This is a genomic window from Bradyrhizobium sp. SZCCHNS2022, assembly GCF_032377575.1.
Taxonomy (GTDB): Bacteria; Pseudomonadota; Alphaproteobacteria; order Rhizobiales; family Xanthobacteraceae; genus Bradyrhizobium; species Bradyrhizobium aeschynomenes.
Genome location: NZ_JAUHHZ010000001.1, coordinates 451501 through 474365, shown reverse-complemented (window position 1 = coordinate 474365; position 22865 = coordinate 451501). Strand labels below are relative to the sequence as shown.

Here is a 22865-nt window from a genome sequence, read left to right as displayed (position 1 = left end):
GGGTATCGCGATGCTGCATCCAGTCCACACCATGAAACGATGCGTGCATTGCGAAGGACACTGTGACGGAATGTTTCAATTGCCTGGCTGGATCATTGCCCATAAGACGACTTCATCATCGGCCGGAACAGGCCGACATCCAGACGGGAGGCCTTGGCGCAGCATGTCGCAAGCGAACGGATTCGGATTGGCTGGCGTCGTCGGCATGCCCGTCGCGCACTCGCGCTCCCCCACGATCCACAATTTCTGGCTGAACGCGCATGGCCTGCGCGGCGCCTACGTTCCGCTGGCGGTGCAGCCGGAGCGGCTCAAGGATGCACTTGCGGGCCTGGTGGCACTCGGTTTCCGTGGATGCAACGTCACCATGCCGCACAAGCAGACGGCGATGCCGCTACTGCACCGGGTCAACGACACGGCGCGGCGCATCGGCGCCGTCAATACGATCGTCGTCGAGGACGATGGCACGCTCAGCGGCTTCAACAATGACGGCAACGGCTTCGTGCAGAGCCTGCGCGACGCCAGGCCGGGCTGGCGGGCCGACGAGGGCCCGATCCTGCTGCTCGGTGCCGGCGGCGCGGCACGCGCGGTGGTTGTGGCGCTGCTGGAGAACGGCGCCCGCGATATCCGCATCAGCAACCGCACGGCTGAGAAGGCGCAGGCCATCGCGGCCGAGTTCGGGTCGACCATCAGCACGGTGCCGTGGGACGATCGTTCGGCGGCGGTCGCCGACGTCGCCCTGCTCATCAACAGCACCGATCGCGGCATGATCGGAAAGCCCACCTTGGAGATCGACCTGGGGCGGCTGTCCGCGACGACGCTCGTCGCGGACCTGATCTATACCCCGCTCGAGACGCCCTTCCTGGCGGACGCGCGCGTGCGCGGGTGCACGACGGTGAACGGGCTCGGCCTGCTGCTCAACCAGGCCCGCCTCGCCTTCCAGGCTTGGTTCGGGGTGCTGCCGGATGTGACGCCCGAACTGATCAAGGCCATCCAGGCGACGTTCTGAACGTCGGTGAGGCGCGGTTCGACCATGGCACTCCCGATAGGCCCCAGCATCGATTGCCACATTCATGCCATCGATCCCGCGCGCTTTCCTTACGCACCGGACACACCCTACCGTCCGGCTGGCCAGGAGATCGCGCCCGCCGCGCATCTCATTCGCGTGCTCGACGTCTTCGACGTCCGGCACGCGCTGATCGTCGCGACCAATTCCGGCTACGGCTCCGACAGCCGCATCCTGCTCGATACGCTCAGGATCGGAGACGGCAGGTTCAAGGGCGTCGCAGTCGTCGAGAAGGATGTCGGGACAAAGGAACTCGAGCGATTGAAGGCCGCAGGCGTCATCGGGATCGCCTTCAACGTGCCGTTTCATGGCACCGACTACTACCGCGACGCCGCGCCGCTGCTCGACGAGATCGCCGACCTCGACCTGTTTCTGCAGGTCCAGGTCGAGCAAGATCAGTTGCTCGACCTGCTGCCCCTCATCGAGCGGTCGAAGGTCCGTCTCGTGTTCGATCATTGCGGCCGCCCGGCCGTGGAGCATGGCCTGCAACGCCCCTCCTTCCAGGCGCTGCTCGCGCTCGGCCGCGATCGCGACGCGCATGTGAAGCTGTCCGGCTACTATAAATTCGCGCGCCAGCCCTATCCCTACGCGGACACATGGCCGTTCATCGCCGCGCTGGTCGAGGCGTTCACCCTTGACCGCTGCGTCTGGGGCTCCGACTGGCCCTTCCTGCGCGCGCCCGAGCGTCTCGACTACGGACCGCTGCTAGCGGGGATTGCCGAGATCTTTCCGGATCCAGACGATCAGCACCGGCTACTATGGCGCACGCCGTCGCGGCTGCTGGGCCTTGCACAGGTCCCGGCAGGTTCATCATCATAAGCAAAAACAATCGGGAGAACGTCATGAGGCATCTAGGAAGATTGAGCGGTTTGGCGGCCGCCATGTCGCTGTGGGCGGGTTTGGCCCAGGCAGAGAACACGGTCTATATTCCCGATGTCGTCGAATTGTCCGGTCCGGGAGCCGTGTCGGGCACGAACTGGCGTGATGGCGTCGCCCTGGCCATCGACGAGATCAACAATGCCGGCGGCATTCTCGGCCGCAAGATCGCAACCGAGCATCTGGACACCCAGAGCAATCCCGGCGTGTCGCGCGCCCAGGTGCAGAAGGTGCTCGACCGCGAGCCCTACGTTGTGCTGGGTCCGATCTATTCAGGCTCGGTCAAGGTCAACATGGCGCTGACGCAGCAGGCCGAGGTGCCGCAGATCGTCGGCGCCGAGGCCGCCGACATCACTACCCAAGGCAATCCCTGGATCTTCCGCACCGCCTTCGGCCAGCAGTTCAGCATGCCGAAGATCGCGAACTATCTGCACGACCAGCTCAAGGTGAAGTCGGTCGCAGTCGTCTGGGTCAACAACGATTTCGGCAAAGGCGGCCGCGACAGCTTCGTCAAGGAGATGAAGGCGCGCGGCATCGAGGTGGTGTCCGACATTTCGACCGAGCAGGGCCAGGTCGATTTCGGCTCCGACGTGATCAAGCTGAAGAATGTGAAGGCAGACGCCATCTTCGTCTACACCAACGAGGAGGAGAGCGCGCGCTTCCTGATCGAGGCCAAACGTCAGGGGTTGACCGTGCCGCTGTTCGGCGAAACCACGCTGCTCAGCCAGAAGGTGGTCGAACTGGCGGGCCCCGCCGCCAACGGCGTGCGTGGCCATGTCGGCCTGAGCGCGGATGCGCCCGTCCCTGCCATCCAGGCCTTCGCGAAGAAGTTCAACGAGCGCTACCGCTACTGGCCCGACCACAACGGCATCAAAGGTTACACCGCCGTCTATCTCGTCAAATACGTGACGGAGATGATCGGCAAGTTCGACGGCCACGCCTTCGGAGCCGCCATGAAGGGCCTGACGCTGACCCCGGACAAGGCGCCGGGCATGCTGATGGAGGCAAGCTGGGACCAGAACGGCGACATCGACCGTGAGAGCTTCCTGGCCGAGATCGTCGACGGCAAGCAGAAGATCGTCGTGACGCTGCCGAAGCTGAAACCGTCCAAGGCGCCGTAGGTCTGCGCCACCGCAGAAACCCTCCCCGCGCGCAATGCGCGCGAGGAGGATGAATATCAGCCCTTGGCGAGCTGTTCGTCGAGGTCGTGCAGCACCTGGTAGCAGGGCAGCACCTGGGCGACGGAAGCGTTCGGCTCGCGGCCCTCGCGGATGGCGGCGAAGAACTCGCGGTCCTGCAGCTCGATGCCGTTCATGGAGACGTCGACCTTGGAGACGTCGATCTTCTCTTCCTTGCCGTTCACCAGATCGTCGTAGCGGGCGATGTAGGTGCCGGTGTCGCCGATGTAACGGAAGAAGGTGCCGAGCGGGCCGTCATTGTTGAACGACAGCGACAAGGTGCAGATCGCGCCATTGGCGGCCTTGAGCTGGATCGACATGTCCATGGCGATGCCGAGCGTCGGATGGATCGGGCCCTGGATCGCATTGGCCTTCACGATCGGCGAGCCGGCCTGATAGGCGAACAGGTCGACGGTGTGCGCGGCGTGGTGCCACAGCAGATGGTCGGTCCAGCTGCGCGGCTGGCCGAGCGCGTTCATGTTGGTGCGGCGGAAGAAGTAGGTCTGCACGTCCATCTGCTGGATGTGGAACTCGCCAGCCTTGATCTTCTTGTGCACGAACTGATGACTGGGATTGAAGCGGCGGGTGTGGCCGCACATCGCGACCAGCTTGGTCTCCTTCTGCAGCTCGACCACCTGCTGCGCATCCTTCAAGGAGTCGGCGAGCGGGATCTCGACCTGGACATGCTTGCCGGCCTTGAGGCAGTCGATCGCCTGCGCCGCATGCATCTGCGTCGGGGTGCAGAGAATGACGGCATCGACCTCCGGCAGCTTGAGGCTGTCGGCGAGCTCGGTCGAGACGTGCTTGATGCCGTATTTGTCGGCGACTTCCTTGGTCTGGTCGAAGCGGCGGCCGACCAGCGACACCACCTCGACGCCGTCGATGTTCTTGATGCCGTCGAGATGCTTGATGCCGAAGGCGCCGGCGCCGGCAAGCGCGACCTTGATCGTGTTGGCCATTTAGTTGTTCTCCAGAATGACATGGCCGACGGCGGTGTTGCTGGCCGGCACATGGTAGAAGCGGTGACGCACGGTCGGCGCGTTGCCCTTCTTGGTCTCGTTGACGTCGCTCATGGCGCCGCGCGCGATCAGCCACATCACGAGCTCGATGCCCTCGCTACCGGCCTCGCGGACGTAGTCGATATGCGGCACCTTGGACAGGCCTTCGGGATCGTTGATCAGCTTGTCCAGGAAGGCGTTGTCCCATTCGCGATTGATCAGGCCGGCGCGCGGCCCCTGCAGCTGGTGGCTCATGCCGCCGGTGCCCCAGATCTGCACGTTGAGCGGCTCGTCATAGCTCTCGATCGCCTTGCGGATCGCCTTGCCCAGCATGAAGCAACGGCGGCCCGACGGCACCGGATATTGCACGACGTTGACGGCGAACGGGATCACCGGGCACGGCCAAGCATCGACCTGACCGAAGATCAGGCTGAGCGGCACGGTGAGGCCGTGGTCGACGTCCATCTTGTTGACGATGGTGAGATCGAAATCATCCTGGATCACCGACTGCGCGATATGCGCGGCGAGCTTCGGATGTCCGATCACCTTCGGGACGGGCCGCGGGCCCCAGCCCTCGTCGGCCGGCTGATATTCGGCCGCAGTGCCGATCGCGAACGTGGGAATCATGTCCAGGCTGAAGGCGGTCGCGTGGTCGTTGAAGACCAGGAACACGACATCAGGCTTCTGCTCCTTCTCCCACTGCTTGGCGAAGTCGTAACCGGCGAACACCGGCTTCCAATAGTCCTCGCCGGTCTTGCCGAGGTCGAGGGCGGCGCCGATCGCCGGAACGTGCGAGGTGAAAACGCTTGCGGAGATTTTTGCCATTTACTTCTTCTCCCCGGTGTAGCGGTTGCCCTCAGGCGAGCGGCCGCCCTTGATCATCATCTCGCGATACTGGTCTTCGGTCATGCCGGTCATGCTGCCGGCCATCTGCTGAAAGCTCTTGCCGTCGGTCGCGCCGATCTTGGCCAGGAAGTAGATGTTGCCGCCGAGCGAAATGCAGCGGTTGAGGTCGCGGTCGAGCACGGCCTGCTTCTGCTCCTCGCTCATCGGCCATTCGTCGAGATAAGCGCGCTCATTGGCCTTGAAGCGGGCGCGGTTCTCCGCCTTCATCAAGGACATGCAGAACTGGTTGAGGTGATAGCCCATCCGCGACATGTCTGCGTCGAAGATGGTCGTACCGGGAACGTCGGTATAGGGTTTGTCGAGCGACATCGCTTGCCTCCTCTTAGGATTCTTCGGGCCAGTACAGCCGCATCGGATTGTCGACCAGGAGCTTCTTTTGCAGCTCCGTGGTGACGGCGATATGGGGAATGAAATCGACCAGCAGGCCATCGTCGGGCATGTGGTCCTTGAGGTTCGGATGCGGCCAGTCGGTGCCCCACAGCACGCGATCCGGGAACGTCTCGACGATGCGCTTCGCAAACGGCACCACGTCGCGATAGGCGTTCTGCTCGCCGTTCAGCGCCGGCGGCCCCTTGACCGAGAGCCGCTCCGGGCAGCTCACCTTGGACCAGACGTTGCTGTGCTCGCGCATGAACTTCACGAACAGCTCGAACTCCGGACCATCGACCGGCTTGGTCACGTCGGGCCGGCCCATGTGGTCGACGACGACGGTGGTCGGCAGCGAGGTGAAGAAGTCCCACAGCTCCGGCAGGTCGACGGCCTCGAAATAGATCACGACATGCCAGCCGAGCTTGTTGATGCGGTTGGCAATCTCGACGAGCTCGTCCTTGGGCGTGAAGTCGACCAGGCGCTTGACGAAGTTGAAGCGGACGCCGCGGACGCCGGCATCGTGCATCGCCTGCAGCTCGCCATCGGTGACGCTGCGCTTCACGGTGGCGACGCCGCGGGCCTTGCCGTTCGAATGCACGAGCGCATCGACCATGGCGCGATTGTCGGCGCCGTGGCAGGTCGCCTGCACGACGACGTTACGGGCAAAGCCGAGATGATCACGTAGCGCGTAGAGCTGATGCTTGGAGGCGTCGCAAGGGGTATATTTCCGCTCGGGCGCGTAGGGGAATTCGGCGCCAGGGCCGAACACGTGGCAATGCGCATCGACGCTGCCGGCCGGCACCTTGAAGCGCGGCTTCGACGGGCCGTCGTACCAGTCGAGCCATCCCGGGGTCTTCTGGAACTTCATGAGGTTCCCTACTCCTTGGATTTGATCTTGTTGAGAATGCGATCGGCCTCGGTGCGCCAGTCCGGGCTGCGCGCGAAGTCTTTCGTGCCGCGGGTGCCGAACAGGCCGTCATCGGCGAGATCGGCGACCCAGGCCTGGCGCTCTGCGGTGCCCTCCGCCGACCATGGCGTCAGCCCGATGTCGCGGACGGTCTCGGCGACCTCCCTCACCTCTTCGGCGCGGCGGCGGCCATGCTCGATCACGCGTTGAAAGAAATAGGCGCCCTGCTTCTCCCAGTCGATGCCAGGAAAGGTCTCCTTTAGCGAGGCCAGCACCGCGTCCTCCACGCCATAGGCCCGCGCGGTGGTGAAGCTCTCGATCACCATGGCCTCGAGGCCCTTGATCATGATGCTGCGGCACATCTTGGTCGCCGAGGCGACGCCAAGCTTGTCGCTGGCGGGCTTGGCGGCAAAGCCGAGATCGTTGAGCAGCGGCGCCAGCTCGCGCGCCCCGGCGCCGCCAAGCAGCAGCGGCACCTTGATGCGATAGGGCGGCACCGAGGTCATGACCGCGCCTTCGACATAGCGCCCGCCGGCGCCGTCGATCAGCGCGGCCGCGCGCTGCTTGGCGCCGGGCGAGGCCGAGTTGAAATCGAGGAACCAGGCGCCCGGCTTGATCGCCGGCGCGCAGGCTTCCGCGACCGCCACGTCCTGGCTGGCGGTCACGGCCGAGACGATGAAGTCGGCTTGCGCCGCCAGTTCGGCGTGCGACGCGGTCAGCGTCACGCCGATGCCGTCGGCATGGCTGCGCATCGCGTCGCCACGGCTGTCCGACAGCTTTACATCATAGGCCGAGACGCGCACGCCGTCCTTGCGCAGATCCTCGGCGAGGATCTTGCCAACCTCGCCGTAGCCGATCAGCCCGACGTGCCACTGGTTCGACGCCGCGGTCATTTCGCCTCAGTCGATGTATTTGAGCCCGGCCTTCGCCAAGGGCTCGCGCATCTTGTACATGTCGAGGCCGAGCACGCCCGATGCCAGCTTCTCGCGCTTGTCGGCCTCGTTGGCCTCGCGCGCCGCAGCGGCGTCCGCCGCCTGATGCGCGACGGCGGCCGGCACCACGACGATGCCGTCGACATCGGCGACGATCACGTCACCCGGATTGACGGCGGCACCGGCGCAGACGATCGGGATGTTGACCGAGCCGAGCGTCGCCTTGACCGTGCCGCGGGCGCTGATCGCCCGCGAGAACACCGGGAACTGCATCTCCGTGAGATCGGCGACGTCACGCACGCCGCCGTCGATCACGAGGCCCTGCGCGCCGCGGGCGCGGAAGCTGGTGGCCAGCAGATCGCCGAAGAAACCGTCGGTGTTCTCGACCGTGCAGGCGGCGACGACGACGTCGCCGGGCTGGATCTGCTCGGCCGCGACGTGCAGCATCCAGTTGTCGCCGGGCTGCAGCAGCACGGTGACGGCGGTGCCGCACATCTTCGCGGTCGGATAGATCGGACGCATGTAGCACTGCATCAGGCCGACGCGGCCCATCGCCTCGTGGATGGTGGCGACGCCGAACTTGGACAGCTTCTCCACCGCCGCCTTGTCGGCGCGAGTGATCTTCGTCTTGACGATGCCGAGATTGTTCATGGGGGTGCTCATGGCTCGCTTTAGATTACTTGCCCTTGGCCTTCAACGCGGCGTCGAGACGCGGGAACACACGCCGGGCGTTGCCTTCGTAGATCTGGTGACGCTGCTCGGGCGTCAGCTTGGCGGCCTCGATATAGCGCTTGGTGTCGTCGTAGTAGAAGCCGGTCTCCGGATCGATGCCGCGGACGGCGCCGATCATCTCCGACGCGAACAGGATGTTGTCGATCGGGATCACGCCGGTCAAAAGGTCGATGCCCGGCTGGTGATACACGCAGGTGTCGAAGAAGATGTTGTTGAGCAGGTGATCCTTCAACAGCGGCTTCTTCATCTCTTGGGCGAGGCCGCGGAACCGGCCCCAATGATACGGCACCGCGCCGCCGCCATGCGGGATCAGGAACTTCAAGGTCGGGAAGTCCTTGAACAGGTCCGACGTCAGGCACTGCATGAACGCCGTGGTGTCGGCGTTGAGGTAGTGCGCGCCCGTGGTGTGGAAGCAGGCGTTGCAGCTGGTCGAGACGTGGATCATCGCGGGGATGTCCAACTCGACCATCTTCTCGTAGATCGGATACCAGTGACGGTCCGACAGCGGCGGCGAGGTCCAGTGGCCGCCGGACGGGTCCGGGTTCAGATTGATGCCGACGAAGCCGTACTCCTTGATGCACTTCTCGAGCTCGGGAATGCAGGTCGCAGGATCCACGCCCGGCGACTGCGGCAGCATCGCGACGCCGATGAAATTGTCCGGGAACAGCTGGCTGACGCGGTAGCACAGTTCGTTGCAGATGCCGGCCCAGGTCGACGACACCTGGAAATCGCCGATGTGGTGGGCCATGAAGCTCGCGCGCGGCGAGAACACGGTGAGGTCGCTGCCGCGCTCCTTCATCTTCTTGAGCTGGTTGCTCTCGATGCTCTCGCGCAGCTCGTCGTCGCTGATCTTGAGCTCGGAGACCTTCGGCATCACGGACGGATCCTTGATGCCCGCGATCTGCCGGTTGCGCCACTCTTCCAGCGCCTTCGGAGCCGTCGTGTAATGGCCGTGCACGTCGATGATCACGTCAGTCTCTCCCTCAAGCTTTTCATTCGTCCGGCGCCGCTCAATGCGCGACCACGGGGGTGCCGACATCCTTGCCGCTGGCGCGGCCGCCCGGTCCGACCGCCTGCTTTACCACAAGGGCGAGCGCCGCGATCAAGCCGGGAACTGCGATCACGGTGAAAATCTCGCTGAAGGTCAGGTGCCGCGCCGTCAATTCGGCGACCAGGAAGGAGCCGGCAATACCGCCGAAACGGCCGATGCCCATCATCCAGGCGACGCCGGTGGCGCGGCCCTGGGTCGGATAGAACGACGCCGCCAGCGCCGGCAGCGACGACTGCGCCGTGTTCATGACCACGCCGGCTGCGAACACGATCACCACGAGGAAGCCCATATTGCCGGCCGCCTGCCCGATCAGGAAGATCGTCACCGCCGTCAGCGCATAGCCGATCGCGACGATGCGGTTGGCGTTGAAGCGGTCCATGAGGAACCCGAAGAACACCGCGCCGACGCCGCCGAGCGGGAACAGCGCCGAAATGAGCGTCGCGGTCTGCGGGTTCAATCCGACATCCTTGAACAGGATCGGCATCCAGTTGATCAGCGAGTAGAAGATCACCAGCCCCATGAAATAGGTGACCCACAGCATCAGCGAGCCGACCCGCAGCACCGGCGACAGCACCATGCCGATGCCGGTGGCGTTGACGCGGCGCGTGGTCTCGGCATGCTCCGGCTCCAGCATCACGAACTGGCCGACTTCGGCGGCCTTGGCCGAGATCTTGCGCATCACCTTGCGCACGCGCTCGACGCTGGCGCCGCGCGACAGCAGATAGTGCACGGATTCCGGCAGGATCGCGATCAGCAGCACGGTCAGCACCAGCGGCGTGACGCCGCCGAGCACCAGCACGCTGCGCCAGCCCCATTGCGGGATCATCCAGGCCGCGAGGAAGCCGCCACACGCCGCGCCCAGCGGGAAGCCGCAGAACATCAGATTGGTCATGGTGGCGCGCAGCCGGCTTGGGCAGTACTCGCTGAGCAAGGTCACGGCATTCGGCATGGCCGCGCCGAGGCCGAGCCCGGTGACGAAGCGCAGCACCGTGAGCTCGGTCAGGTTGGTTGCGAAGGCCGAGGCAAGACAGGCGACGCCGAAGATCAGGACCGAGCCGACCAGCACCAGCTTGCGGCCGAGACGATCGGCCACTGGACCGGCGAGCAGCGCGCCCGCGGCCAGGCCGAACAGCGCCGCGCTCAGCACCGGTCCGAGCGCCGATTTCTCGATGCCCCACTCCTTGAGCAGCGACGGCGCGATGAAGCCGATCGCCGCGGTGTCGAAGCCGTCGAGCAGCACGATGGTGAAGCCGAGCGCAAAGATCAGCCACTGGAAGGCGGAGAACGGGTGATCGTCGAGAAAGGCCTGGACGTCGACACGGGCGGTCGTAGGCATCGCTTCTGCTTCCTTGGGGTGCTGTTCTGGCGCGTTGACCGAGGTCCGCAGGGGCACGTTCCCACAGCGATCGAGTCCTGCAGCTTCGGCGGCTTGACCGGTTATGTGACCGAGGGCGACCGCCCGCGCCAGCGCCGGGCGGTATCTATCAGCTATTCCGAAATGGCATAAGATATCAGATGAGCCATGCTGATTTTAGAATGGGTCTGAACAGCTTCCGGCTTGGCTGTGGATGACGTCGATGCCCCCGGATTCCCGCTCCGCCTGCGGGGCAGTGCTCTCGCGTTCGACAATCGCAGTTTTGCACTCGCCTGTCTCTACGCCGTCATGGCCGGGCTTGTCCCGGCCATCCACGTCGTACGGCATGCTGGGAGCGACGTGGATGCCCGGGACGAGCCCGGGCATGACGGAGTATAAAGTTGGCAGGATCGTTCGCCGGTACGGCTGCGTGTCTGAAATGCCATAGCCCTGCCTGCAGGGAAGAGTAGCACCGTTGCGTAGCGCAGCGCCGTCTACCGCGGTAGCTTCTTGATCAGTGCTGTCGCCAGCTTCATCGTCTGCTGCGCCAGCGGCGTCGGCCGCTTGTGCGCCGAGGTGACGAAGCACAGCACGCTGGTCGGCGCGGGCTCGGTCAGCGGCCGGATGGCAAGCTCCCCCGCCCGCCCCGAAGCGGCGACGCCGCTCGGTGTCAGCACGGCGTGGCCATAGCCGGCGCAGACGAGGTCGATGATCGAGGGCACGCTCGACACCTCCCAGGCGATGTCGAGCTTGACGCCGGCGAGCGCCGCCTGCGTCTCCAACAGCCGCCGCATCGCGTGCACGCGCTCCGGCATGATCAGGCTGTAGCGCGACAGCTCGGCCATCGGCAGCGGCGCGGTGACGCGGCGCTTGCCCTTCGGCGCGTGACTGACCAGCGCCAGCGGCTCCTGCAGCACCGGCGTGATCTCGATGCCGGCCTGGGCGTCCGGATTGTAGACCATGCCGACATCGATGCGGCCCGAGGTGATCCATTCGACGACATGCGTCGACAGGCCCTCGACGATCGCGAGCCGCGCCGCCGGATACTCTTTGCGGAAGCGATCGATCAGCGGCAGGGTCAACTGCCGCGCGATGCTCGGCGGCAGGCCGATGGTGACGCGGCCGACCGGCGCGTCACGGCTGGCGCCGAGATCCTCGCGCGCATGCGCCACCAGCTGCAGCACGCCGACGCTGTGGTCGAGCAGCCGCTTGCCGGCCTCCGTGAGCTCGACGCCGCGGCCATTGCGCGCGAACAGCTGCTGTTTCAGTTCGGACTCCAGCGCCCGCACCTGCCGCGACAGCGCCGGCTGCGCCACGTCGAGCACGCTGGCCGCCTTGCTGAACGAGCCGAGCTCGGCGACCTGGACGAAATATTCGAGCTGCTTGAGGTTCATGGGCAGACCCGCGCCTCCGAGCCGCGCGACGCAACGTCCGATCGACACACTGGACGCAACCTCTGAGGCCCAGCGGCAGCGCTATGGCGTTCGACGGTCGGGGTTTTGCGCCTGCCTGCCTCCGCGCCGTCATGGCCGGGCTTGTCCCGGCCATCCACGTCGTTCGGCAAGCTGGGAACCACGTGGATGCCCGGGACAAGCCCGGGCATGACGGAGTAACTAACGGGCACGATCGTTCGTCGCGACAGCCCCGCATTGCTTGCAAGAAAAGAAGTAATCCGGGTGAGGGAGTAGAGGTCTCGACGCAGACACTTCCCGTGCGGTCGCCCCTCACCCCACCCCTCTCCCCGTAAGGACGGGGAGAGGGAGCGCACGGGCGTCTGCGTCTGACAGCGAGCTTCCATCAGCCGCCCCATCTCAATTCAGCACGTTCACCGAAAAATTCAGCACCGACGCGAACGCGACCCAGCACGCGTACGGCACGAACAGCAGAGCGGCGGTGCGGTCCGCGCGCCACTGCATCACGATGAACGTCACGATCAGTACGAACATGCTGACGATGATCGCGAACGCGACCCACATCAGATGCGCGGTGAAGAACACCGGCGACCAGGCGAAGTTCAGCACCAGCTGGCCCCACCACACCTGCATCACGGCGCCGCTCTCGACCCGCTCATAGGTGCGCCAGCCGGCCACCGCGACCAGGATGTAGATCACCGTCCAGGCGATCGGAAACAGCCAGCCGGGCGGCGTGAACCAGGGCTTGTTGAGCGAGCCGTACCAGGCCCCGGGCATGTTGGAGGCGCCGATGATCCAGCCGCCTCCGACCACAAGGACCAGGAGGACCAGGAGATGCAGGATGGATCGGTTCATATTCCGCTCGGCGTGATTTTCGGGAGAAAGTTCTCGGCTGGTCCGCTGGCGACCGGCAGCCATGCGGCCGAGACACCCACGCGCGCACTGGACAGGGCCGCCCTCTGCGCGTAGCCAGGACATAACACAATGCGAGGAAAAGTCAGGGTTTTCCCCTGGCGCCAACGTCCAGGGACCGGGAACGCCGATCAATTCGGCGCCGGGGTCCTGATACCAGGAAACGGAGCTTTCTCAGTGGCTGATTCCCCGGCCCCCTCCTCAGCCGTCGCCTCGATCACGGCCGTCGAAGCCGGCCTCGCCGCGCAGGGCTATATCGCCAGCCGCCAGATCGCGACCGCCGTCTATCTGTCGCAGGCCATCGACAAGCCGATCCTGGTCGAGGGTCCCGCCGGCGTCGGCAAGACCGAGCTTGCCAAGGCGATCGCCGCCTGGCGCGGCCTGAAGATGATCCGGCTGCAATGCTATGAGGGCCTCGACGAGGCCAAGGCGCTGTACGAGTGGAAATACGCCAAGCAGCTTCTCTACACCCAGATCCTGAAGGACAAGCTCGGCGAGGTGCTCGGCGGCGCGCAGACCCTGCACGCGGCGCTCGGCCAGTTGCATGATTTCGGCGACGTGTTCTTCTCCAAGGAATTCGTCGAGCCGCGGCCGCTGCTGCAGGCCCTGCTCGAGCCCGAGGGCTGCGTGCTCTTGATCGACGAGATCGACAAGTCGGACGCAGAGTTCGAATCGCTGCTGCTGGAGATCCTCTCCGACTTCCAGGTCACCATCCCCGAGCTCGGCAGCATCGCCGCCGCCAAGCCGCCGACCGTGATCCTGACCTCCAACTCCGAGCGCAATCTCGGCGACGCCTTGAAGAGGCGCTGCCTGCATCTGCATATCGGCTTCCCCGAGCAGAGACTGGAGGAGCGCATCGTCGAGAGCCGGGTGCCCGGCATCTCGCAGACCCTGCGGCGCCAGCTCGTGGCCTTCATCCATGACATCCGGACGCTGGACCTGAAGAAGCAGCCCTCCGTCAGCGAGACCATCGATTGGGCCCGGGTGCTGGTGCTGCTGCAGGCCGCCGAGCTCGGCCACGAGGTGGTCAAGGACACGCTCAACGTGCTGCTGAAGTACGAGTCCGACATCGAGGTGGCGCTGCCGCAGGTGACGACCTTCGTCGCCAAGGCGCAGCGCCAGAACATCTTCGGGTAGGCGCCATGCAGGAGAACCTGCATCGGTTCTTCCGGGCGGCGCGCGGCGCCGGCGTCCACGTCTCGCCGGCCGAGAGCATCGACGCGATGCGCGCGGTGGCGAGCGTCGGGGTCGCCGATCGCACGGTGCTGCGCGACACGATGCTGCTGACGCTCGCCAAGAGCGAGGACGAGAAGAAGGCGCTGGGCGCCTGCTTCGATCTGTTCTTCGCCCATGTCGATCCGGCGCAGGCCGAGGCGAATGACGAGACGCAGCAGGAGACGGCGTCGAACGAGGCCCAGGCGGCTTCGCCACCCGGACAACCCGCCGGTGACGATGCGAATATGGAGCTCGGCCCCCTCGCCCAGATGCTGCTCGCGCAGAACACCGCCGACATCTCGGCCGCGATCGCCAACGCCTCCAGCGCCGTCGGCCTGTCCGAGATCCGCTACTTCACCCAGCGCGGCCTGTACTCCAGCCGCATGCTGGAGACGATGGGCATCCAGCGGCTGCGCGACGATCTGGACGCACTGACCGAAACCAACCCGGCGCTCGCCGAGCGGTTGCAGGCCGGCCTCGAGGCCTTGCGCGACACCGTGCGCGACGCGGTCGCGCAGGCGCTCGCGCTGTACGGCCGCGAGGAGACCGAGAACCTCCGCCACGAGATCCTGCGCAACGCGCAGCTGTCGCGGATCGAGCCGCGCCAGGTCGCGGCGATGCGCGCGCTGATCCGGCAGATCGCCCGACGGCTGCGCGAGCGCTACAGCAAGCCCCGCAAGCGCCAGCGCCGCGGCCATCTCGACGTCCGCCGCACCCTCCGCCGCAACGCCGCCTGGGGCAGCGTCCCCTTCCTCACCGCCTGGAAACGGCGACATCGCGACCGCCCGAAGATTGTGGCCCTGTGCGATGTCTCCGGCTCGGTCGCCCGCGTCTCGGACTTCTTCCTGCTGCTGATCCACAGCCTGCACGACGTCGTCAGCGACGTTCGCTCGTTCGCCTTCTCCGGTCATCTGATCGAGGTCAGCGAAATCCTCGAGCAGAAGTCCGCCGAGGAGGCCATGGCCGAGATCATGCATAAGGTCGGCTTCGGCTCGTCCGACTACGGCTCGTCGCTGGTCGATTTCGAGAAGCAGTTCATGGCCTCGGTGACGCCGCAGACCACCGTGATCGTGCTGGGTGATGCCCGCAGCAACAAGCTCGACCCGCGCGCGGATATCCTCAAAGCCATCTCCGAACGCGCCAAGCGCGTGGTCTGGCTCAATCCGGAGGGCCGCGTCACCTGGGGCTGGGGCGACTCCGAAATGCCGCGCTACCAGACGTTCTGCAACGTGGTGCGCCCGTGTGCCACGGCGCAGCAGCTGGAGCGCGCGGTGAGCGATATCGTGTCGGCCTATCAGTAGACCTCCACGTATCAGTAGGCTTGCGCGACGCAGCTGATTGCTTCATCTCGGAGAGACCGGCGGGTCGAAGTAAGATTCCATGTTATGAGTCCCAGCGTTTGGCCTGCGCGATATTAGGAGTTGCGGCTCGATATGCGAGCCCCACCCATCGCTGTCGTCCCGGACAAGCCGTGCCGCGCATCAGCGCGGCGCGGCGCCGATCCGGGACCCATACTCCGCGGCGGACGTGAAGGGCACGAAGCCAACCGCCAGCGTGCCTCAAACTGCTCCCTGGGGGTATGGGTCCCGGCGTTCGCCGGGACGACAGCTTTTTTTGTCGTTCGACCGTCGCATATGCAGACACAGATGCTGCGCCTCATGTGCATCGAACATAGGGTGGGCAAAGACATCGCGCGGCGCAAGCCGCGTGAGGGCGTGCCCACCGACAGCCCATCGACGAAGAACGGTGGGCACGGCGCGATCATATAGCGGTGACCAACAACTGCATTACGGGCGCGCCTTTGCCACCCTACGAACCGTCCCCTGAGCTATCGTCCTCCCGCCGCCCGCTTCAGCAGGACAGCGCGCTGCTGGTCCGTAAAGCTCACGCCCGACTTTTTCTCCACCACCTTCAGCGCCCACGACCGCATCGGATCATCATCCACGCGCGCCGGCTCGCGCAGAATGGCGACGCCGATCTCCAGCATCTTGGCGTCGGCCTGATGCTCGATGCCGCCACCACCGGCGCTCGCCAAGGCCAACGCGCCGGCCACCGCTCCGATGGCAGCTGCAAACGCCGTCGTTACGAAGAGTTTCCAGTCCAACTCAGCCCCCTGCTCTCAACCGCCACTGCGCCGCCACGCTCGAACAGGTTGTTGTCTGCGACATGGCGATCTCGCGTCGGTCGTTCGGCAGACACGTCATCGGGCGACCATATTTGTTCGATCCACGAATGAGCCGCTCGCCATCCGTGACGTGCTGTGTGACTGCCCGTCGCGTTACCATGTCGCAGCGCGCTACCCTTGTGCCGTCGGGCAAATCACGGCGATGCTTGCGCCCAACCTGCTCCGGCGAAAAGGGGCGTACGCGTCGTCACGATACGTGGGGCAGGCCGCGGTGGACGCTTGTTGCATCATGCGCTTGTTGCGCAGACGAGTGATGTAGCGCGTACGGTGAAGTCGTGATGTCCTGATACCCCGACGCTGGTATCAAGGTCGAGAGAGACGAATGCTCCGACCGATGGTGGCCAAAACGCCCGGCGCACCAGGGAGACCACGTATAAGCCGTCAAACGCCGCGCAGGGAAGGCCGGCATGTTCGGCCCACCTGTGGTTCCTGCCCCGTGCATTCTCTGTTGCACGGGGGCCGCGGGTGTGGTGGACACCCGGCCTTCCCTGCACCCTCGGCTTTTCCAGGGGGTGATTGACGAGCAAAGCTCGGGCCGACCAGCCGCGAGAACGCGATGTCACGTGCCAAATTCGACCTATCAAAGACCGGCCGCTGCCGGCAGCACGCGCGCTCAGCGCGGCACCACCGCGGTGGCCTCGATCTCCACCCGTGCCGTCTTCTCCACCAGCCTGACGACCTGCACCAGCGCCATGGCCGGATAGTGGCTGCCGAAGATCTCGCGATAGATCTTCCCGAGCTCCCTCAGATTGCCGAGATACTCGTCCATGTCGACGACATACCAAGTCAGCCGCACCAGGTGCTCTGGACGCGCATTCCCTTCTGCCAGGATCGCGGCAATGTTCTGCAGCGCCTGCCGGACCTGGGCGACGAAGCCGTCGGCGAGCTTCTCCTGCTCGTCCCAGCCGATGACACCGCCGGTGACGACGATGCGTCCTTCCGCGCTGATGCCGTTGGCATAGCCCTTCGGCATCGGCCAGCCGCTCGGCTGCAGCACGCGCAGGCTCGCATCATCCTGCTTCACCACGGCGAGCGTCGGCGCTTTGGTCGTGCTCACGAACGTCTCTCCTTGTCTCTGCTACGCGGCCGGGCCCGAAGCGGCGGCCGACGCCTGCGCGATCTGCCGCAAGGCGAACCGCTTCAGCTTGCCGGTCTCGGTCTTGGGCAGCTGCGTGACGAACTCGATCGCGCGCGGGTATTTGTACGGTGCGATCTCGCGTTTGACATGCTCCTGCAGCTCAGTCACGAGCGCCGGCGTGCCCTCCGCTCCGGGCGCCAGCACGACATAGGCCTTCACGACCATGCCGCGGGCTTCGTCGGGAGCCCCAACCACGCCGCATTCGGCGACGGCCGGATGAGTCAGCAGCGACGCCTCGACGTCGGTGCCAGCGATGTTGTAGCCCGACGACACGATCATGTCGTCGGAGCGGGACTGGTACCAGAAGTAGCCGTCCTCATCCATCACATAGGTATCGCCCGTCACGTTCCAGCCGTTCTGGACATATTTGCGCTGGCGCTCGTCGGCGAGATAGCGGCAGCCGGTCGGACCGCGCACCGCGAGCCTTCCCATCGTGCCCGGCGGCACGTCGCGCCCCTCGTCGTCGACGATCTTGGCCTCGTAGCCCGGCACCGGCTTGCCGGTGGCGCCGGGACGGATCTCGTCCTCGACGGCGCTGATGAAGATGTGAAGCATCTCGGTCGAGCCGATGCCGTCCATCAGCTTCAGCCCGGTCGCCTTGAGCCAGGCATCGAAGGTCGGTTTCGGCAAGGTCTCGCCAGCGGAGACGCATTTGCGCAGCGAGGAGATGTCGCGACCCTCGAGCTTGCCCAGCATCGCGCGATAAGCGGTCGGCGCGGTGAAGCAGATCGTGGCCTTGTACCGCTCGATCGCGGCCAGCAGATCGTCTGGCGTCGTCTTCTCCAGCACGACATAGGACGCACCAATATGCATCGGGAACAGCACGCCGCCGAATCCGAAGGTGAAGGCGAGCGGTGCGGTGCCGATGAAGCGGTCGCCTTGGCTGGCGCGGAGCACGTTCCGGGCGTAGCCGTCGCACACCGCGAGCATGTCGCGGTGGAAGTGCATCGTGCCCTTGGGATCGCCTGTGGTGCCCGACGTGAAGGCGATCAGGCAGAGATCGTCGGACGCGGTGTCGACCGCGGTGAACTCAGGACTGGCATCGGCGATCAACGCCTCCAGCGAGTCGGGCCGTCCATTGCCCCAATACACGATCTGCTTGAGCGCGGGCGCAACCGCGCGGGTCTTTTCCATCTCGTCGGCCAGCTTGCCGTCGCACAGCGCCAGCGCGATCTGCGCCTTCTGGATCGGATAGGACAATTCCTTGGCGCGCAGCAGCGGCATGGTCGCCACCACGATGCCGCCGGCCTTGATCGCGGCAAGATAGGTCGCGACCATCATCGGGTTGTTGGCCGAGCGCAGCAGCACGCGGCCGCCGGGCACGAGGCCGAGCTTGCCGACCAGCACGTTGGCGATCTTGTTCACCAACACCTGCAGCTCACGATACGTGTAGCTGACCTCGGTGCTGATGATGCAGGGCGTATCGCCCCGCCCCTCCTCGATCCAGCGGTCGAGAAAGTGCGTGACGCAGTTCAGCCGTGGCGGATAACGGAATTCGGGCCTGCTGAACACGAAGTCGGGCCACAGCTCACGCGGCGGCAGATTGTCCTGGGCAAAGGTGTCGAGATGGGCGCTATGCGCCTGCGCGCCGGCGCTTTCGGGCTGAACCTTGGCGGCAGTGGCCATCACACGCTCCTGTCTAAGGGGAAGAACGCCCGGCACGTTTCAGTCCTAAACATTTTAGACTTAAAACATCTCGGCGCAAGAGCGGAAGAGAGTCGAACATTGTGCACTGCCCGCAAAATGTTTGAGCGGTTGCCGCACACGGCGGCGGCACCGCCCCCTCCGGCCTCACTCCTGCCGGCGCTGCACGGCCTTCTGCGCCGATCCCTTGGTCTTGGCGAGCAGGCGCATCAGCTCGCGGACGTCCTTCTCCGTGAGATCGCCGAAGATGTCGGCGATCCAGGTCTCGTGCTCGGCGGCCATCTTGCGGAATTCGGCACGCCCGAGCTTGGTCAACCGGATGACCTGGACGCGACGGTCGGTATCCGAGGTGCGGCGATCCAGATGGCCGGATTCGACCAGGCGTTCGACCAATCCGGTGACATTGCCGTTCGAGACCATCATGCGCTTGGAGACGTCAGACAAGGTCATTCCGTCCGGCGCCTTGTCCAGCTGCGCCATGAGGTCGAACCTCGGCAGCGTCACATCAAAGCGCTCGCGCAGCCGGCTGCGGATCTCGCCCTCGATCAGCGTCGTGCAGGTCAGAAGCCGCAGCCACAGCCGCAACTCATCGGCATGGTCCTCGGGCAACTCGACGGCCTTGGTCTCGGAATCAAGAGTCATGATGGAATCACATGCGCACGTTCAGCCCCGGCGGGCGGGCCCGTGAGTTTGACCTTCCGGACGTTCCGGGAGCAAGGAAAAACGTACCGCAGCTGCGGCGAAGCGCGCTTCCGCAATTCCTTTAACCTTCAAGCAATTGGCGCGGCGCTTGCATGCATGCCGAAACTGCCGTTTCCGCGAGCAGTTCGCTTGCGGCTGAGGGCATCATCAGACTAGGCTTGCGACCAAGCTGCGGTCTGATCCATCGTTAGGTCAGGTGCAAAAACAGAAGCCTGAATTTCCGCATCCCGGGGGATTGTCATGAAAGTGAGTTCGAAGCTGGCCGGTCTCGGCGTCGTGGCGTGCATGCTGGTGCAGCCGGCGCTGGCCGCCGACAAGATCAAGATCGGCGTCATCGTCACCCTGTCCGGCCCTGCAGCCGCGCTTGGCGGGCAGGTCCGCGACGGCTTCAACCTCGCGATCAAGGATCTCGGCGGCAAGATGGGCGGCAAGGACGTCGAGGTCGTCGTCGCCGACGACGAGCTCAAGCCGGACGCCGCGATCACCAAGGCCAAGGGCCTGCTCGAGCGCGACAAGGTCGACTTCGTCGTCGGCCCGATCTTCTCCAACATGCTGCAGGCGATCCACCGCCCGATCACCGAGAACAAGACCTTCCTGATCAGCCCGAATGCCGGCCCGTCCAGCTATGCCGGCAAGGAGTGCAGCCCCTATTTCTATGTGACGTCGTATCAGAACGACCAGGTGCATGCCGTTCTCGGCAAGGTCGCGCAGGACCGCGGCTACAAGAAGATGTATCTGCTGGTTCCGAACTACCAGGCCGGACGCGATTCCGTCGCCGGCTTCAAGCTCGACTACAAGGGCGAGATCGTCGAGGAATCCTACGTTCCGCTGAACACACTCGACTTCCAGCCGGAGCTGTCCAAGATCTCCTCGCAGAAGCCCGACGCCGTGTTCACCTTCATGCCGGGTGGCATGGGCGTGAACCTCGTCAAGCAGTTCAAGCAGGCCGGTCTCGCCGACACGGTTCCGGTGCTCTCCGCCTTCACGGTCGACGAATCCACGCTGCCGGCGCAGCAGGATGCGGCCGTCGGCATGTTCGGCGGCGCAAATTGGGCCCCCAACTTCGACAACGCTCAGAGCAAGAAGTTCGTCGCCGGCTATGAGGCCGCCTACAACAGCGTGCCCGGGACCTATGCCATGCAGGCCTATGACGCCGCGCTGCTGATCGACAGCGCCGTGAAGGCCGTGGGCGGCGATCTCGCTGATAAGGACAAGGTGGCCGCGGCGCTGAAGAAGGCCGATTTTGCCTCGCTGCGCGGCAACTTCAAGTTCAACACCAACGGCTATCCGATCCAGGACTTCTACCTGACCAAGGTCGCCAAGCGGCCCGACGGCAAGTTCCAGACCGAGATCGTGCAGAAGGTGTTCGAGAACTACGCCGACCGCTATGCCAAGGATTGCGCGGCCAAGTAACGACAGGGAGCGAAACCAATATGAGCCATCCGGAAATCGCCGGCATCACCCGGGCCAATGAGGGCATCCAGGGCATCTCCTGGAACATCCTCGGCCAGGTCTACGTCCCGAAGAACCGCACCGAGCACAGCTTCTCCTGGCACGCGACGTTCCCGGTCGGAACCTTCGTGCCGCCGCACATCCATCCCGACCAGGACGAGTATCTCTACATCCTCGAAGGCCGGCTCGACTTCTTCCTCGACGGCGCCGAGGAATACGCCACCGCCGGCGACACGGTGCGGCTGCCGATGGGCAAGCCGCACGGTATCTTCAACAAGTCGCAGCAGACCGCGAAGACCTTGTTCTGGGTATCGCCGACGCGGCGCCTCTACGAGCTGTTCTGGGCCATCCACAACATGCGCGAGCAGAACCCCGACGACGTCGTCAAGCTCGCCGCCGAGCACAACATCCACTTCCTCCCGCCCCCTCCGGGGGCGTGAGGCGACTGCGAGTTTGATTGCAGACTATCGCGCCGCAAACGGTGCGCTCCTTCTCCCCGTTCTTACGGGGAGAGGGCTGGGGTGAGGCGCAGCCCCACGAACGGTGTGCTTTCAAGCCGAGGTTACGACGCCTGCCGCGTCACCATCCGCGCAGCAAAGCCCGCCCTGCTCGCATACCCCCGCACGATGCCCTCGCGGGCCTCGTAGTTCAGGATGGTGTTGATGTCGGTGAACCCCTGCGGCGCGAGCTGCTCGACCGCATCGATCACGCCTTCCGGACCGCCACGGCGGTTCGACGCCACGATCTCGGCGGTCATCGGCAGCCGCTTCTGCTCATAGGCCATCAGCGCCTGGCGCGGATGCTCCGAGCGGGCCAGGGCATCGGCGAGCGCGCGGGCGTCGAGGATCGCCTGCGAGGCGCCGTTGGAGCCGACCGGGTACATCGGATGCGCGGCATCGCCCAGCAAGGTGACACGCCCGCTCGACCAGTACGGCAGCGGATCGCGGTCGCAGCAGGGATATTCCCAGAACTCCGGCGTCGCCCGCACCATGGCCGCGAAGTCGACCTGAGGAATGGAGAAGCCGTTGACATGCGGCATCAGCTCGTCGGCCTTGCCCAGCCGCGACCAGTCCTCGCGCCGCGGTGGCGTCGAGTTGGCATCGCCGATGCGTACCAGTACCGCCCAGTTGGTGAGCCGCGTTGCGGGGCTCGAGCCCTCGGCGATCGGATAGATCACCGCCTTGGCGTTGAGGCCGCCGGCGATGATCATCGACTGCCCGGTCAGGAACACCGGCCAATCGGTGGCGCCACGCCACAGCATCAGGCCATTCCAGCACGGCGCGCCCTCGTTCGGGAACAGCGTCTGCCGGACCTTGGAATGGATGCCGTCGGCACCGATCAGCACGTCGCCTCGGACGGTGTGAACATGGGACCCGGAGCGGTCGAAGAAATAGGCGGTCACCCCGCCCTCGTCCTGGGTGAAGGAGCCGAGCCGGCAGCCGGTGTGGACCTTCTCCGGCCCGAGCCGCTGCATCACGGCCTGATGGATCACGCTCTGCAGCCGGCCGCGGTGGATCGAGAATTGCGGCACGTCATGGCCGGCGTCGACGCCGCGGGTCTCGTGCCAGACCTCCTGCCCACGCCGTGTCAGATAGAACAGCTCATAGGTGCGGATGGCGACCTCATCGAGCCGGTCGAGCAGCCCGAGCTGGGCGAGCTCGCGGATCGCGTGCGGCAGCGTGTTGATGCCGACGCCGAGTTCGCGGATCGCCTCCGCCTGCTCGAACACCTCGCAATCGATGCCGCGCGCCCGCAGCATCAGAGCCGTGGTCAATCCACCGATACCGCCGCCCACGATGATCGCCTTCATCGCCCCTACTCCGCTGACATTGGTCGCAC

The 22865-nt window shown here is 65.2% G+C and carries 22 protein-coding genes; 7 read left to right on the top strand and 15 right to left on the bottom strand.

Features of this window, described 5'->3' with window-relative positions:
- Positions 1-163 precede the first annotated feature (163 nt).
- From QXZ94_RS02075 to QXZ94_RS02065, 3 genes are read left to right on the top strand one after another with little or no spacing between them, the layout of a single operon-like run.
- Positions 164-1006 (top strand): shikimate dehydrogenase, encoded by an 843-nt coding sequence (locus QXZ94_RS02075; protein WP_315726030.1) that lies wholly within the window; start codon positions 164-166, stop codon positions 1004-1006.
- Positions 1007-1030: 24 nt separating this feature from the next.
- Positions 1031-1882 (top strand): amidohydrolase family protein, encoded by an 852-nt coding sequence (locus QXZ94_RS02070; RefSeq protein WP_315719016.1) that lies wholly within the window; start codon positions 1031-1033, stop codon positions 1880-1882.
- Between the two features lie 23 nt (positions 1883-1905).
- Entirely contained in the window at positions 1906-3060 is a 1155-nt protein-coding gene (locus QXZ94_RS02065) for an ABC transporter substrate-binding protein (RefSeq protein WP_315719015.1), read from the top strand.
- 56 nt (positions 3061-3116) lie between these two features.
- Here the strand turns inward: QXZ94_RS02065 and QXZ94_RS02060 are convergent, their stop codons facing one another.
- From QXZ94_RS02060 to QXZ94_RS02015, 10 genes are all read right to left on the bottom strand, one after another.
- The gene (locus QXZ94_RS02060) at positions 3117-4076 is read right to left on the bottom strand and encodes a Gfo/Idh/MocA family oxidoreductase (protein ID WP_315719014.1); all 960 of its coding nucleotides are present in this window, start codon (positions 4074-4076) and stop codon (positions 3117-3119) included.
- Positions 4077-4940: a class III extradiol dioxygenase subunit beta gene (locus QXZ94_RS02055; RefSeq protein ID WP_006609597.1), complete on the bottom strand. Its 864-nt coding sequence runs from the start codon at positions 4938-4940 to the stop codon at positions 4077-4079. It lies immediately after the preceding gene.
- A complete protein-coding gene (gene ligA / locus QXZ94_RS02050) occupies positions 4941-5330 on the bottom strand; it encodes a protocatechuate 4,5-dioxygenase subunit alpha (protein ID WP_315719013.1) in 390 nt (129 codons plus the stop codon).
- A gap of 13 nt (positions 5331-5343) precedes the next feature.
- On the bottom strand, positions 5344-6258 hold the full coding sequence (locus QXZ94_RS02045; protein WP_315719012.1) for an amidohydrolase family protein: 915 nt from the start codon (positions 6256-6258) through the stop codon (positions 5344-5346).
- A gap of 8 nt (positions 6259-6266) precedes the next feature.
- Positions 6267-7190, bottom strand: a complete 924-nt coding sequence (locus tag QXZ94_RS02040) for an NAD(P)-dependent oxidoreductase (protein ID WP_315719011.1) — start codon at positions 7188-7190, stop codon at positions 6267-6269.
- 6 nt (positions 7191-7196) lie between these two features.
- On the bottom strand, positions 7197-7892 hold the full coding sequence (gene ligK, locus QXZ94_RS02035) for a 4-carboxy-4-hydroxy-2-oxoadipate aldolase/oxaloacetate decarboxylase (RefSeq protein ID WP_011925385.1): 696 nt from the start codon (positions 7890-7892) through the stop codon (positions 7197-7199).
- A 13-nt stretch (positions 7893-7905) separates the two neighbouring features.
- Entirely contained in the window at positions 7906-8931 is a 1026-nt protein-coding gene (locus tag QXZ94_RS02030; protein ID WP_315719010.1) for an amidohydrolase family protein, read from the bottom strand.
- A 40-nt stretch (positions 8932-8971) separates the two neighbouring features.
- A complete protein-coding gene (locus QXZ94_RS02025; protein ID WP_315719009.1) occupies positions 8972-10348 on the bottom strand; it encodes an MFS transporter in 1377 nt (458 codons plus the stop codon).
- A gap of 512 nt (positions 10349-10860) precedes the next feature.
- Positions 10861-11760 (bottom strand): LysR substrate-binding domain-containing protein, encoded by a 900-nt coding sequence (locus QXZ94_RS02020; RefSeq protein WP_315719008.1) that lies wholly within the window; start codon positions 11758-11760, stop codon positions 10861-10863.
- 417 nt (positions 11761-12177) lie between these two features.
- The gene (locus QXZ94_RS02015) at positions 12178-12591 is read right to left on the bottom strand and encodes a TspO/MBR family protein (RefSeq protein WP_315726028.1); all 414 of its coding nucleotides are present in this window, start codon (positions 12589-12591) and stop codon (positions 12178-12180) included.
- Positions 12592-12867: 276 nt separating this feature from the next.
- Here QXZ94_RS02015 and QXZ94_RS02010 point away from each other — a divergent pair, with 276 nt between their 5' ends.
- Complete coding sequence (locus QXZ94_RS02010) at positions 12868-13827, top strand: MoxR family ATPase (RefSeq protein WP_315719007.1); 960 nt, start codon at positions 12868-12870, stop codon at positions 13825-13827.
- 5 nt (positions 13828-13832) lie between these two features.
- Positions 13833-15206, top strand: a complete 1374-nt coding sequence (locus QXZ94_RS02005) for a vWA domain-containing protein (protein WP_315719006.1) — start codon at positions 13833-13835, stop codon at positions 15204-15206.
- 527 nt (positions 15207-15733) lie between these two features.
- Here the strand turns inward: QXZ94_RS02005 and QXZ94_RS02000 are convergent.
- The 4 genes from QXZ94_RS02000 to QXZ94_RS01985 all read right to left on the bottom strand — a co-directional run bounded on the left by QXZ94_RS02000 (position 15734) and on the right by QXZ94_RS01985 (position 19514).
- A complete protein-coding gene (locus QXZ94_RS02000) occupies positions 15734-16009 on the bottom strand; it encodes a hypothetical protein (RefSeq protein WP_315719005.1) in 276 nt (91 codons plus the stop codon).
- 694 nt (positions 16010-16703) lie between these two features.
- Entirely contained in the window at positions 16704-17147 is a 444-nt protein-coding gene (locus tag QXZ94_RS01995; RefSeq protein ID WP_315719004.1) for a RidA family protein, read from the bottom strand.
- Between the two features lie 21 nt (positions 17148-17168).
- On the bottom strand, positions 17169-18854 hold the full coding sequence (locus QXZ94_RS01990) for a benzoate-CoA ligase family protein (RefSeq protein ID WP_315719003.1): 1686 nt from the start codon (positions 18852-18854) through the stop codon (positions 17169-17171).
- Positions 18855-19019: 165 nt separating this feature from the next.
- On the bottom strand, positions 19020-19514 hold the full coding sequence (locus tag QXZ94_RS01985; protein ID WP_172111801.1) for a MarR family winged helix-turn-helix transcriptional regulator: 495 nt from the start codon (positions 19512-19514) through the stop codon (positions 19020-19022).
- A 300-nt stretch (positions 19515-19814) separates the two neighbouring features.
- Here QXZ94_RS01985 and QXZ94_RS01980 point away from each other — a divergent pair, with 300 nt between their 5' ends.
- Both QXZ94_RS01980 and QXZ94_RS01975 read left to right on the top strand, forming a co-directional pair.
- Complete coding sequence (locus tag QXZ94_RS01980; RefSeq protein ID WP_315719002.1) at positions 19815-20987, top strand: ABC transporter substrate-binding protein; 1173 nt, start codon at positions 19815-19817, stop codon at positions 20985-20987.
- 20 nt (positions 20988-21007) lie between these two features.
- Entirely contained in the window at positions 21008-21466 is a 459-nt protein-coding gene (locus tag QXZ94_RS01975) for a cupin domain-containing protein (protein ID WP_172111799.1), read from the top strand.
- 122 nt (positions 21467-21588) lie between these two features.
- On the opposite strand, the gene QXZ94_RS01970 is transcribed toward QXZ94_RS01975, so the two are convergent.
- A complete protein-coding gene (locus tag QXZ94_RS01970; RefSeq protein WP_315719001.1) occupies positions 21589-22836 on the bottom strand; it encodes a flavin-dependent oxidoreductase in 1248 nt (415 codons plus the stop codon).
- Between the last annotated feature and the right edge of the window lie 29 nt (positions 22837-22865).

Excerpts from the sequence above, each read along its gene's own strand:
- ligK (WP_011925385.1), bottom strand. The coding sequence starts at position 7,892 with ATGAGCACCCCCATGAACAATCTCGGCATCGTCAAGACGAAGATCACT.
- QXZ94_RS02025 (WP_315719009.1), bottom strand. The coding sequence starts at position 10,348 with ATGCCTACGACCGCCCGTGTCGACGTCCAGGCCTTTCTCGACGATCAC.
- QXZ94_RS02040 (WP_315719011.1), bottom strand. The coding sequence starts at position 7,190 with ATGACCGCGGCGTCGAACCAGTGGCACGTCGGGCTGATCGGCTACGGC.
- QXZ94_RS02060 (WP_315719014.1), bottom strand. The coding sequence starts at position 4,076 with ATGGCCAACACGATCAAGGTCGCGCTTGCCGGCGCCGGCGCCTTCGGC.
- QXZ94_RS01975 (WP_172111799.1), top strand. The coding sequence starts at position 21,008 with ATGAGCCATCCGGAAATCGCCGGCATCACCCGGGCCAATGAGGGCATC.
- QXZ94_RS01990 (WP_315719003.1), bottom strand. The coding sequence starts at position 18,854 with ATGGCCACTGCCGCCAAGGTTCAGCCCGAAAGCGCCGGCGCGCAGGCG.
- QXZ94_RS02005 (WP_315719006.1), top strand. The coding sequence starts at position 13,833 with ATGCAGGAGAACCTGCATCGGTTCTTCCGGGCGGCGCGCGGCGCCGGC.
- ligA (WP_315719013.1), bottom strand. The coding sequence starts at position 5,330 with ATGTCGCTCGACAAACCCTATACCGACGTTCCCGGTACGACCATCTTC.
- QXZ94_RS02045 (WP_315719012.1), bottom strand. The coding sequence starts at position 6,258 with ATGAAGTTCCAGAAGACCCCGGGATGGCTCGACTGGTACGACGGCCCG.
- QXZ94_RS02075 (WP_315726030.1), top strand. The coding sequence starts at position 164 with ATGTCGCAAGCGAACGGATTCGGATTGGCTGGCGTCGTCGGCATGCCC.
- QXZ94_RS02070 (WP_315719016.1), top strand. The coding sequence starts at position 1,031 with ATGGCACTCCCGATAGGCCCCAGCATCGATTGCCACATTCATGCCATC.
- QXZ94_RS01980 (WP_315719002.1), top strand. The coding sequence starts at position 19,815 with ATGAAAGTGAGTTCGAAGCTGGCCGGTCTCGGCGTCGTGGCGTGCATG.
- QXZ94_RS02065 (WP_315719015.1), top strand. The coding sequence starts at position 1,906 with ATGAGGCATCTAGGAAGATTGAGCGGTTTGGCGGCCGCCATGTCGCTG.
- QXZ94_RS01970 (WP_315719001.1), bottom strand. The coding sequence starts at position 22,836 with ATGAAGGCGATCATCGTGGGCGGCGGTATCGGTGGATTGACCACGGCT.
- QXZ94_RS02055 (WP_006609597.1), bottom strand. The coding sequence starts at position 4,940 with ATGGCAAAAATCTCCGCAAGCGTTTTCACCTCGCACGTTCCGGCGATC.
- QXZ94_RS02020 (WP_315719008.1), bottom strand. The coding sequence starts at position 11,760 with ATGAACCTCAAGCAGCTCGAATATTTCGTCCAGGTCGCCGAGCTCGGC.
- QXZ94_RS01985 (WP_172111801.1), bottom strand. The coding sequence starts at position 19,514 with ATGACTCTTGATTCCGAGACCAAGGCCGTCGAGTTGCCCGAGGACCAT.